At 52.0% G+C, this 12,251-nt stretch carries 10 protein-coding genes; 7 read left to right on the forward strand and 3 right to left on the reverse strand.

The window, feature by feature from the left end; genetic code table 11:
* Nucleotides 1–320: 320 nt before the first annotated feature.
* From H6B30_RS03175 to H6B30_RS03185, 3 genes are all read right to left on the reverse strand, one after another.
* Nucleotides 321–1,439 carry a porin gene (locus tag H6B30_RS03175; protein WP_205107830.1) on the reverse strand — a complete coding sequence of 373 codons (1,119 nt, stop codon included), beginning with the start codon at nt 1,437–1,439 and terminating at the stop codon, nt 321–323.
* A gap of 62 nt (nt 1,440–1,501) precedes the next feature.
* Nucleotides 1,502–2,920 (reverse strand): 23S rRNA (uracil(1939)-C(5))-methyltransferase RlmD, encoded by a 1,419-nt coding sequence (gene rlmD / locus H6B30_RS03180; RefSeq protein WP_205107832.1) that lies wholly within the window; start codon nt 2,918–2,920, stop codon nt 1,502–1,504.
* Nucleotides 2,921–3,192: 272 nt separating this feature from the next.
* Complete coding sequence (locus tag H6B30_RS03185; RefSeq protein ID WP_205107834.1) at nt 3,193–3,438, reverse strand: hypothetical protein; 246 nt, start codon at nt 3,436–3,438, stop codon at nt 3,193–3,195.
* A gap of 15 nt (nt 3,439–3,453) precedes the next feature.
* On the opposite strand from H6B30_RS03185, the gene ppdK reads away from it, so the two are divergent.
* The 7 genes from ppdK to H6B30_RS03220 all read left to right on the forward strand — a co-directional run bounded on the left by ppdK (nt 3,454) and on the right by H6B30_RS03220 (nt 12,240).
* Nucleotides 3,454–6,177, forward strand: a complete 2,724-nt coding sequence (ppdK, locus tag H6B30_RS03190) for a pyruvate, phosphate dikinase (protein WP_205107836.1) — start codon at nt 3,454–3,456, stop codon at nt 6,175–6,177.
* Between the two features lie 194 nt (nt 6,178–6,371).
* Nucleotides 6,372–7,868 (forward strand): tyrosine-type recombinase/integrase, encoded by a 1,497-nt coding sequence (locus tag H6B30_RS03195; protein WP_205107838.1) that lies wholly within the window; start codon nt 6,372–6,374, stop codon nt 7,866–7,868.
* Complete coding sequence (locus tag H6B30_RS03200; RefSeq protein WP_205107840.1) at nt 7,840–8,175, forward strand: hypothetical protein; 336 nt, start codon at nt 7,840–7,842, stop codon at nt 8,173–8,175. Before H6B30_RS03195 ends, H6B30_RS03200 begins: the two co-directional genes overlap by 29 nt.
* A gap of 783 nt (nt 8,176–8,958) precedes the next feature.
* Complete coding sequence (locus tag H6B30_RS03205) at nt 8,959–9,345, forward strand: plasmid mobilization protein (protein WP_205107841.1); 387 nt, start codon at nt 8,959–8,961, stop codon at nt 9,343–9,345.
* Between the two features lie 39 nt (nt 9,346–9,384).
* Nucleotides 9,385–10,944 (forward strand): relaxase/mobilization nuclease domain-containing protein, encoded by a 1,560-nt coding sequence (locus tag H6B30_RS03210; protein WP_205107843.1) that lies wholly within the window; start codon nt 9,385–9,387, stop codon nt 10,942–10,944.
* A gap of 182 nt (nt 10,945–11,126) precedes the next feature.
* Entirely contained in the window at nt 11,127–11,837 is a 711-nt protein-coding gene (locus tag H6B30_RS03215; protein ID WP_205107866.1) for a ParA family protein, read from the forward strand.
* A 10-nt stretch (nt 11,838–11,847) separates the two neighbouring features.
* A complete protein-coding gene (locus H6B30_RS03220; RefSeq protein WP_205107845.1) occupies nt 11,848–12,240 on the forward strand; it encodes a hypothetical protein in 393 nt (130 codons plus the stop codon).
* The last annotated feature ends 11 nt before the right edge of the window (nt 12,241–12,251 follow it).

Below are 12,251 nucleotides of genomic sequence, written 5' to 3' on the forward strand. Positions count from 1 at the left end.
CTTTTTGTGTTGATTTTGGCATGCTTGTGTTGTAATCAAGGCAGGATTGCACAGCCATTGGCATATGCCTTTCGCTCGGTGGTCATGCGGTTGCGCTCTGAAAATCGCCCCAAGCCAGCAGTCAATCCCCCAAATGATGGCATGCCAACAGGCATTCTGATTTGTTGTCGCCTATTTCTGTTGCATTGCATACAGCTGAGATGCATGCCACCAAGCAAGAGGCCGTGCGGGGTATGCAAGCGTTTTGTTGCTCATAATATATAGGTAGACAAACATTCAGCGGCATATTGACCGGTTTGAGACGGTCTGCCCGCAGTGTTTCAGAACCTAACGCTGAGTTCTACGTCGAGCATGCTGTAATTGTGTTTGGCCAGGCTGCGGTCGTTGATGAAGGCGTATTCGGCTTGCAACTCAAGGTTTTTGCAGAACAGATAGTTCAGTCCAACCTCATATTGCGTGCGGCTGTCGGCCCACGTTCCCGATTTTCTATACATGTCATAACGCGCCTTGGCCCTCAGTTTTTGCCTGATGATTGGTGCTATGCACAGCGCATAAACACCGTCAGCCTTGTTTCCCTGGGCATAGTTGACCGTTGCGTCAGCCGCATCGTCTCCGCTTTGCTTTGTAGTCTTGAATCCGTAGCCCGTGCTGTGTATGTATTCAGAGCGTATCTGCCAGTCTTCGTCCTTGTATTCGGCGCTTATGGCATAGCGGTATTGCCCCAGGCTCACCGTACCCTGGTGCTCGTTGCCGGCGCCGTCGGTCCAGTGGCCCTTGCGTGCGTGCGAGCCGGCCCAGCCGAACGCCCCAATGCGCAGCCCTTTTGCGGGTGCCACCCATACGCCGCCTATTATATCCTTGCGGTTGTCTACATCTTTGGTGTTAATGCCCTGCCCGTTGAACACACCAACCTGATAGTGCAACAGCTTCCGTCCGTTGCCGCATGGCAGAAAATCGCCCTGCAGCTGTATGCCGATGTCGCGCCCGTTGCTTGCCTGTTCGCCCGTGCGGTCGTTGAATCCCGACAGCCGCTGCACGTTTTGCGAGTAGCCCATGAACCCTTGGTCTACAGGATGCATGGGGTTTTCAAACGTGAAAGGACGCTTAAACTGGCCTATTTTGATTCGCGCGAAGTCGTATCGTTGCCATTCCACAAACAAATCCACGATGCGCGGACTCTCGCCCAGAGTTGACGTGTTGCCGTTTATTTGCCCCTGTACTTTGTATTCAAACTCACCCAACAGATGGCCTCCCACCGAGACGCGGGCCATTCGGATGTTGAAGGTATTGCTGTTGTTTTCCTGAAAATTGGCTTGGTACTGTCCAATGATATATCCACTGAACTTTGGCTTGTCGGCTATGGGCGTAACACTTTTGCCGGCATGCGCAACCAGCGAGGCCGAAGCAAGCACAGCAACGGCCCAAAAGGTCTTTTTCATAATAATGTATTATTTAGTGATATTGAAACATTCAATGCGCAGCATGCCCGCCCCGGTGCCGCTCAACGGCGCTTGAGCAGCACCACGTTCTCTACGTGCGGTGTATGCGGAAACATGTCTACCGGCTGCACGGCAGCCACCTTGTAGCTTGCATCGAGCAACCCGAGGTCGCGTGCCTGTGTGGCAGGGTTGCAACTGACGTATACAATGCGGTCGGGGGCTGCATTGAGAATGGTGTTGACCACGTCCTGGTGCATTCCTGCGCGAGGCGGGTCGGTTATTATCACGTCGGGTTTGCCGTGGACAGATATAAAGTCGTCGGTGAGAATGTCCTTCATGTCGCCAGCATAGAACAGAGTGTTGGATATGCCGTTAAGCCCTGAGTTGACCTTGGCGTCCTCAATGGCTTCGGGCACATATTCTATTCCGATGACCTGGCGAGCACGCCCTGCAACGAAGTTGGCTATAGTTCCGGTGCCGGTATACAGGTCGTAGACCAGTTCGTTGCCTGTGAGCGAGGCAAAGTCGCGGGCCACGCAGTAAAGGTGGTAGGCCTGTTCGGTGTTGGTCTGGTAAAAGCTCTTGGGGCCAACCTTAAACCTCAGGTCTTCCATTTTCTCAATGATGTGGTCTTCGCCTTTATACACCATCACCTCCTGGTCGCCGATGGTGTCATTGCATTTCTGGTTGTTGACATATAAGAGCGACGTTATCTGCGGGAACGCGTCGCCGATTTGCTTGAGCAATGCCAGCGCGCGCTCCTCGTCACCCGGCTCATCGTAGTGGAACTGGACTATCACCATCCATTCGCCCGAGTTTGAGTTTCGGATGATGATGTCGCGCAGCAGTCCCTTCTGGGCGCGCAAGTCGAAAAACGACATGCCTGTGGCAAAGGCATAGTCGCGTATCTCATTCCTTATCTTGTTGTGGGTGTCGTCCATCAGCCAGCACTTCTCGATGGGCAGTATTTTGTCGAATGCCCCGGTGATGTGGAAGCCAATGCCGTTCATGTTGTCATACTTGAATCCGGATGCAATCTGCTCTTTGGTCAGCCAGCGCTTGTTGGAACAGCCAAACTCAAGTTTGTTGCGATACTCTGATGTCTGGGCCGAGCCGAGGATGGGGCGGAACTCGGGTAGTTCAACCTTCCCAATCCTCGACAACTGGTCGAAAACCTGCTTCTGCTTGAACCGCAACTGCTCCTCGTAAGGCAGGTTCTGCCACTTGCATCCGCCACATACGCCGAAATGCTCGCACATGGGCTTTGCGCGCAACTGACTGTATTCCACAAACCGAGCCACCTCTGCTTCGCAGTAATTGTGCTTCTTTTTCTTTATCTGGAGGTCAACAATGTCGCCCGGAACGGTGAAAGGCACGAACACGACAAGGTCGTTGACTCGGGCCATCGACTTGCCTTCGGCTGCCACATCGGTGATGGTGACATTTTCAAGTATTGGGAATGGTTTTTTCTTTCTGCTCATCTCAATTTATGTTTTGGCGTGCAAAGTTACAAATTCTGGGCCACATTTGCACCCTGTGCCGGGCAAAAAAGCAAAATATTTATGCCCCCATGCGCCGCAGCCACTGGGTTTTCCACCCGCTGGCCGGCCGGTGGCACCGGGGCGCAGTGTACGTATATTTCCGTATTGATGCCTCTGCGGGTAATCGGACTGTAAATCAGCGCCTTGCCATTTGGGCCATATTGCAGCCCGAAACGGGCCGAATTGTCGCTTAAAACGGCCCGTTTCTCACTTCAAAATGGGCCATATTGGTCCAACGGCCCGTCAAAAGGAGGCCATTGAGCCGTGGGCGACAGTATGTTGTAAGGATAATTTTCACTAGCCGATGCCAAGACATACCGGTGGGAAAAACGCTCATGCATGGCGAAAATGTTGAAATGTAAACTCCACACATCAATTTTTTCTTGCATTTTCTTGCTACATAATGATAAATCATTTATATTTGCAAAACGAATTACAAATTGTAAAATGTCAATCATAAACAAAACTAACTTATGAATGAAAAAAGAGTTTATACCTTCGGCAACGGTAAAGCCGAGGGTAGGGCAGATATGAGGAATCTGCTTGGAGGTAAGGGAGCAAACCTGGCCGAAATGAACCTCATCGGCGTACCTGTACCTCCCGGATTTACAATCACTACCGATGTGTGCAATGAATATTTTGAGAAAGGTAAGGACGATGTAGTGGCTTTGCTCAAAGACGATGTAGCCAAGGCCGTCAGCCATATCGAAAACCTCATGAACAGCAAGTTTGGCGACGTGGACAACCCGCTTCTCGTCAGCGTGCGCTCTGGCGCCCGGGCATCCATGCCTGGCATGATGGACACCATCCTTAACCTCGGTCTCAACGATAACGTTGTTGAAGGATTGGCCAAGAAGACCGGCAACGAGCGTTTCGCTTACGACAGCTACCGCCGCTTCGTGCAAATGTATGGCGACGTTGTGCTTGGCATGAAGCCGGTAAACAAGGAAGACATCGACCCGTTTGAGGCTATTATACAAAAGGTGAAGGCCCAGCGCGGCATTACGCTTGACAACGAGATGAATGTTGATGAGCTCAAGCAGCTTGTCAAGCTGTTCAAGACTGCCATAAAGGAGCAGACGGGCAAGGATTTCCCGACAGACCCGATGGAGCAGCTCTGGGGCGCCATCTGTGCAGTGTTCGACTCTTGGATGAATGAGCGCGCCATCCTTTATCGCAAGATGGAGGGTATACCCGCAGAGTGGGGTACGGCTGTTACTGTCATGGCCATGGTGTTCGGAAACATGGGCAACACCTCTGCAACCGGCGTTTGTTTCAGCCGCGATGCCGCCACTGGCGAGAACATATTCAACGGCGAGTATCTGGTCAACGCACAGGGTGAGGACGTTGTGGCAGGAATACGCACTCCGCAGCAGATTACCAAGGAGGGCTCACGCCGCTGGGCTACGCAGCAGGGCATCGATGAGTCGGTCAGGGCAAGCAAGTATCCGTCGATGGAAGAGGCCATGCCCGAGATTTTTGCACAGCTCAACGCTCTCCAGGACAAATTGGAGAAGCATTACCATGACATGCAGGACATGGAGTTCACCGTGCAGGAAGGCAAGCTGTGGTTCTTGCAGACCCGAAACGGCAAGCGCACCGGTACGGCCATGGTGAAGATTGCCATGGACTTGCTGCGCGAGGGCGAGATTGACGAGAAGACAGCATTGTTGCGTTGCGAGCCCAACAAGCTCGACGAGCTGCTCCACCCGGTGTTCGACAAGGAGGCTCAGAAGAAGGCTCGCGTGCTTACCCGCGGACTGCCTGCATCGCCGGGTGCTGCCTGCGGACAGATTGTATTCTTTGCCGACGATGCTGAAGAATGGCATGCCAACGGTCACCAGGTGGTGATGGTAAGAATCGAGACAAGCCCCGAAGACTTGGCAGGAATGTCGGCCGCCGAAGGCATCCTTACGGCACGTGGCGGCATGACGTCACATGCTGCAGTGGTGGCGCGCGGCATGGGCAAGTGCTGTGTGTCGGGTGCAGGTGCAATCAATGTTGATTACAAGGCGCGCACGGTAGAGATTGACGGCGTGGTATTGAAAGAAGGCGACTATCTTTCACTCAACGGCTCAACCGGCGAGGTATACTATGGCGAGGTGAAGACAAAGCCCGCTGAGGTTACCGGCGACTTTGCTGCACTGATGGAACTGTGCAACAAGTACACCAAGCTGGTTGTACGCACCAACGCCGATACACCCCACGACGCTGAGGTGGCACGCAACTTCGGAGCTGTCGGCATAGGTCTCTGCCGTACGGAGCACATGTTCTTTGAGAACGAGAAGATCAAGGCCATGCGTGAAATGATTTTGGCAGATACAGTGGAAGGCCGTGAAAAGGCTCTTGAGAAGCTGTTGCCATATCAGAAGCAGGATTTCTACGGCATACTGAAGGCAATGGACGGATATCCTGTAAACATACGTCTGCTTGATCCTCCTCTCCATGAGTTTGTGCCCCACGACCTTGCCGGACAGGAGGCCATGGCCAAAGAGATGGGCGTTTCCGTACAGGAAATCCAGCATCGAGTAAACAGTCTGAGCGAGCACAACCCGATGCTTGGCCACCGCGGATGCCGCCTTGGAAACACATATCCCGAGATTACGGCAATGCAGACTAAGGCAATACTTGGTGCCGCCATACAGTTGAAGAAGGAAGGCCACGACCCGCATCCTGAAATCATGGTGCCGCTGATTGGAATTGTCAATGAGTTCGATGCGCAGGAGAAGGTGATACGCGATACAGCCAAGGCCCTGTTCAAGGAAGAGGGAGTGGAGATTCCGTTCCGCGTCGGTACGATGATCGAGATACCTCGTGCGGCACTGACCGCCGACAACATTGCCAAAAAGGCCGAATACTTCAGCTTTGGAACAAACGACCTCACGCAGATGACATTCGGTTACAGCCGCGACGACATTGCAAGCTTCTTGCCCGTTTACCTCGATAAGAAGATTCTTAATGTCGATCCGTTCCAGGTGCTCGACCAGAATGGCGTTGGCCAGCTTATCAAGATGGCTGTCGACAAGGGCCGCAACACTCGTCCCAACCTCACATGTGGTATTTGCGGCGAGCATGGCGGTGAGCCTTCATCTGTCAAGTTCTGCCACAAGGTCGGCTTGAATTATGTTAGCTGCTCACCATTCCGCGTGCCCATAGCACGCTTGGCAGCGGCTCAGGCTGCAGTAGAAGATGAATAGGTAATTCTGATAAACCATTGAATTAGGCTGTAATGCTCCGATAATAAGGAGGTTACAGCCTAATCTGTTTTTAGGCGGTTCGTACACTTGACCGCAAAAAACAGGTCAAATAAACGGCATTTGCATACACTTGGACATACACCTGAAGGACATAGCGCATACACCAACGCATACACCATTTAAATCATTGATATATGGCAACTTTTAAGACAGTAGTAAGGAAGAAAAGAGCCGACGGCTTTTATCCGGTGTACATTCGCATCGTCCACCGCTCTCGGATGGGTTACATCAAGACTGACAAGCTTATCACAGGCAAGCAAATCTCTAAATCCGGAGAAATCAAGGATGCGATAGTGAATGAGTATTGTTCGCGGTTGATTTTGCATTACACGGACATGACCAACCGACAGGACATTTCAAGTTATTCGGTTATGGAGTTAATTGAATACCTGACACGTTCTGATGAGGATGTTTGTTTTAGTGATTATGCCAACTTGCATATAGAACGCATGATAAAAGAAGGTCATGCACGAAATGCGAAAAACTATCGTTTGGCAGTGAACCATCTGGAACGTTATCTGGGGACAAACCGAATTATGTTCGGTCAATTAACGTCTGCAGTGCTGCAAAGGTGGATAGAAAACCTTTCGTCTACAAATCGAGCAAAGGAAATGTATCCGACTTGTGTACGTCAGATTTTCAAGAAAGCCATAGTGGAACTAAACGATGAAGAACGCGACATTGTGCGCATCAAATTTAACCCGTGGCTGAAAATAAGCATACCCAAATCTGACAGCACGGTAAAGCGCGCCATCAGCGCAGAAGCGTGCCGCGAGTTTTTCAACCGCCCTCTACCCAAAAGCAAGATGATTTCACCCGTTCCCGAACTTGGACGGGATGTAGCCTTGCTCTCGCTCTGCATCGGCGGTATCAATACTGTTGACCTGTACGAGTTGAAGAAGAAAGACTACAACAATGGTGTCATTGGCTACAAAAGGGCAAAGACAAGGCACAGCCGCAAGGACGAGGCATATATGGAAATGAGGATTGAGCCGTTCATTCAGGACACGTTCAACAAATACCTTTCCAAAGACGAGGATGATGAGTACCTGTTTGTTTTCCACAGCCGCTACCGTGACTATGACAGTTTCAACGCCAACGTGAACATTGGCATCCGTAAAATATGCCAGGACATGGGAATGGCAAAGGAGGACTATTATTGTTTCTACACGTTCAGACATACATGGGCGACCATAGCGCAGAACGACTGCGACGCGAACCTGTATGAGGTGGCATTTGGCCTGAACCACAGCCACGGCATGAACGTGACGAGGGGATACGTCAAGATTGATTTCTCCCCTGCCTGGCGGCTCAACGCCAAAATCATCGACTTCATCTTCTTCAGCGACAAAAAGAGCAAGCAGGGAAAAGCCCGTGATTTGGAAGCTCCGGCAGACAAGATGTTCCGCATAACCAAGAAGATGATGATATACGGACGTGCCTATTTCAAGGGTAAAGTCGTAAGCGAACTTACCGACATCGGCTTCGGGACAGTTGACGACGTGATTGACGCATTGGCAAATAGATTGCCCAAGAGCATCCCTACCGGAAGTACCGTACAGTTCCGTCTGACCAACTGTGACTCGCAACGGGAAGCCGTCTATGAAAGAAGCAAGGGAAAAGGTTTTTAGGAAGAACCTCGGACTGATGAAAGCCGCATTTGCTGGAAAAAGCAAGTGTGGCTTTTCTGTTCAATATTATTGCCTGCCGCAACGTCGTGTGAACGATTTTCCTCCGATGACAAATGCAAACACAGATGCCATCAACCTGCCAAGAAGAAACAACAACTTACCGGCCAGCCAAAAGATGAGCCGGAATGTCTTCCTGACGAGCCAAACCGCCAGCCTGAAAAGTAACAAGGCAATTGCCATCAGCGGCAACAGATATATGAGCAACAACAGTTCAAACATCAGCAATATAAAACAGCAAAAATATTAGTATCCGTATGTAAAGATACTAAAAATCAGTGATATACGCAAATGTATCTCCCTTTATTTCAAGCAATTTCAGGTAAAAACATCCATTCTCTTCAAATATCATAAATTCTTGTAAGGACAGCCTCACACCCATTCCTACCATACATCCCAGAACTTCGTTACCGGCTTTTCCGTGAAGCGTGAGCGCATATGCTTGCAATCCGACGGCTCAATTTCCCTAATGTCCGATGTCATCCGCTTATTGTGATCGTATTCCCTAAGTACCCTGACTATTCTATATTCAAATACCGCCATATCCCGATGCCGAAGAAATCCCATTTGTCAAATCCAAGAACATTGTATTTTTCAATTTGGCGTAACCCTGAACGCGGGATATTCAAGTCAAGCATCCCTGCAATACCCGGAATGGATATACCGGGAGCATAAAGTCCCATAGTGTCAGGATATGCCATCCTAAGTAATGGCAAATCTTATAAATTAGACAAGACAAACCGTTGTAACCGGCTTCCAAGAAACGCGGAAAAAGAATTGTTCCGTCACCATGTTTGTGTTGCGCATTTCCATGCGAAGCCGTCTGTCAACGTAATTTTGGGCGCAAAAAAGAACCTGGGATGACATAGCCCTGCGTTGCAGGATTTTCCAAGCAAGTTGTACTTTTGTGGCCACAAAACTCCGTTTGTTCCCCCAAAAGTGACTTGCCGGATGCCCTGCACCGGAGCGGCACCACCGCTGTTTCGCCCTGCGAAATGAGGTAAGACAATCCCGGCCTACCAAGAACCGAAGTATGAAGGAACAAAGGAACAAGTACATCAAGGTAAGAATGACCCCGGAAGAAGTCCGGGCGTTCAAGGAGAAATCGGCCGATTACAAAACCGTAAGCCATTACGTGCGCAAGGCACTCGAAGAGTATTCAAACGTAAGCATCAGGCGGCAGCTTGAACTCATGCAGGAACTCGGTTCGTTCTACCGCAGATACCAGAGCGAGCTGTCACATATCGGCGGAAACCTCAACCAGGCAGTAAAGCGCGCCAACGAGCTGGCGGTTGCCGGGTTGCTGCCCCCAAGCTATATCCGGGAAGTCCTGTTGCCGCTCATCCGGGACACACAGGAAACCGTCAACGGGATAAAGCGGCAGCTTGACATACTCACACTGAAAACTGGCAAACCCTAGAACTGCATATACATTAACCCCAGATAACACCACCCCAAAATGATAGCGACCATATTACCCGGAAGCGCGGACTTCCACGCCGTGGGTTACAACGAACATAAAGTATTGAAAGGACTTGCCCGGCTCATCGAGATGCGGAACTTCGGGACAATCGGTTTAGCAGGCAAACCCACCACGGAGGAGCTGACCGGCTACCTCAAAAAATACAGTTCCGCCAACAGCCGCATCCGAAAGCCCCAGTTCCATGTGGCCGTCAGCTGCAAAGGCCATGAAATGACGGAATCCGAGCTGCTGGACTTCGCGCACCGGTACCTCAAGGAAATGGGATATGCCGAACCCGGCCAGCCGTGGCTCATCTACGCCCACCATGATACCGACAATACCCACCTGCACATCATCACTTCGCGCGTCGCCCCCGACGGCAGGAAGATTGCCCACAGTCACGAGCGCAGGCGTTCCCAAGAAGCGATAGACAGGATTCTCGGTACGGACAGGCAAAAGAAAACCGCCGACGACATAGACGCGGCCAGACAATACACCTTCTCCTCCTTAGCCCAATTCAAGGCCGTCCTGACCTCAATGGGCTACGAAGCCTACAAGAAAGACGATACCGTATTCATCAAGTATGGCGGCAAGGTACAGCGGCAAATTCCCCTATCCGAAATCGAACAGCTTTTCAAAAGCGGTTACAGGGAACGCGCCCGTTGCTGCCAGCTGCGGAGCATCCTCAAAAAATACCGGGACGTGAGCGGCAGCAAAGAAGAGTTGCAGAAAGAGCTGAAAGAAAAGTTCGGCATCAGCCTCGTGTTCTTCGGCAGGAAAGACGTTCCCTACGGCTACATGATTGTCGACCACGCCCACCGCACCGTCATCAACGGGGCGAGGGTGCTGGCCACGGAAGAACTGCTGGACTTCGCCACCCCGGAGCAACGCTTCGCACGCATAGAGGACTACATAGACCGGCTGCTCACCCTCAATCCGAAAATCACACAGGGCGAGATTTTCCAGAAGCTGAGAAAACAGCGTGCCTATATCAAGAAAGGTGTCATCCACTTCGACGGGCAGACACGCCCGTTAAAGCCGTTCATGGCGGAAGCCATCGACCGGAACAACCGCATCCGTATCATTGAGATGTTCCACCCGGTTACCGAAGCCGAGCGCGACCTGCTCTGCAAAATCTTCAAGGTGAGCCGCCCCGACCTGGTGGAATTGTCAGGCGGCAGGCCGCAATCCCACACGGATGCCGTCAGCCGCCTGCATGAAATCTTCAATGATGTGAACGTCTTTTCCGTGCGGAACGCCCTTCATGAGGAAGGCTTCATCATCCGAAAGGAAGCGGGCGCGGCATACGCCGTCAACTTCGACAGGCACATCGTGATAGACCTTGCGGCGGAAGGGCTTGACACGGAACGGTTGAAGCCCCGGCCACGAAAACAGCAGCCCCGGCAGATACATTCCACCGGAAACGGCGGAAAGAAAACCCACCTGCATGGACTGAAGGATTCCGGTGCCGGAAGCCATGCCGAAAAGCGTGAGTGGGAAGTCGGAAGCAAGGGCGGCTACGACGACATTGACGACGGGCGCAACCTCAAACGGTAGCCAAGCAGGCAAAAACGGAGATGTCCTTTTGTCACCTGTTTGGCCGCATAAGCCGTCATATCTTTTAAGTTGTCGCATAAAATACTTCAGTCAGGCTGACCTGAAGCACAAAAGTGTTGTGTATTTCGTCACCGTCCTATCCGGTGCATACTTTTGCACCGAACCAAACGACCGTGGACAAAATGATACAGACACCCGTCATCGTGACATTCGCCAACCAGAAAGGGGGAGTCGGCAAGACGACCCTCTGCGTCACCTTCGCCAACTACCTCGTGACGAAGGGCGTGCGTATCGTGGTCGTGGACTGCGATTTCCAGCATTCCATCCTGAAGTGCCGCAAGGCCGACATCAAGAAATATGGCGAGGAAGTTGTACCCTACGATGTGCTGGCCTGCGAGGCCAACGACAAGCAGGCCATGACCGTGCTCATGGAGAAGCTGCACAATGACCCCAGCATAGACGTGGTGCTCATGGACTCGCCCGGCAGCCTGAAAGCGGAGGGGCTGATACCCATGTTCGTCAACTCGGACATCATCGTCGTGCCGTTCCATTACGACCTGGTGACCGTCCCCTCCACCGCGAGCTTCCTCATGTTCATCGACCGCCTGCGCAAGGCCGTGGGCGGACGGATGAAATCCCGGCTCTTCATCGTCCCCAACCTCCATGACGGACGTGTGGGCAAATGCTCCGAGCTGGAACTGTGGGAGAACACGGGGAAGACCTTCGCCAACTACGGGCTGGTGACGGACAAGATTCCCAAGCGGGCCGACATGGAACGTTTCAGCACGGTGGCGGAACTGGATATGCAGGCCGGCATCGTCAGTCCGGTGTTCGACAAAATATACGCCGGAATTTTCGGTGACGGCACCCCCAAAGACATAAACCATCAATGACCATTGCGCAATGAATAAGGAACTACAGATAGACGACCTCACCAGAGGCATCAACGACGAAGAACACATGTTCAATGAAACGGAACGGCAGGAACAGGAAGCCCCGGCACCGGAAGCACGGGAGCATAATACCGCACATCCCGGCGACAAGTGCTGGCAGGACTTCATGGCCTACCTTGAAGTACCGGCGGACGGGGACGGCAAGGCAGGCCGCCTGGTCTGCAAGCTGGACCGCGACCTGGCCGACTCGCTCGATGACTGCGACATCCGGGGCCGCTGCCGTTCCGACCTCGTGAACGCCATCGTCCGCTCATTCTTCGAGAATCACCTTTCCCGGCTGGCGCAATACCGCCGCGAGAAGAAATCATTGTTCAACAACTATAACCCCGAATCCCATGCGTAGAATCGACTGGA

This window comes from Marseilla massiliensis (genome assembly GCF_016899955.1).
Taxonomy (GTDB): Bacteria; Bacteroidota; Bacteroidia; order Bacteroidales; family Bacteroidaceae; genus Prevotella; species Prevotella intestinigallinarum.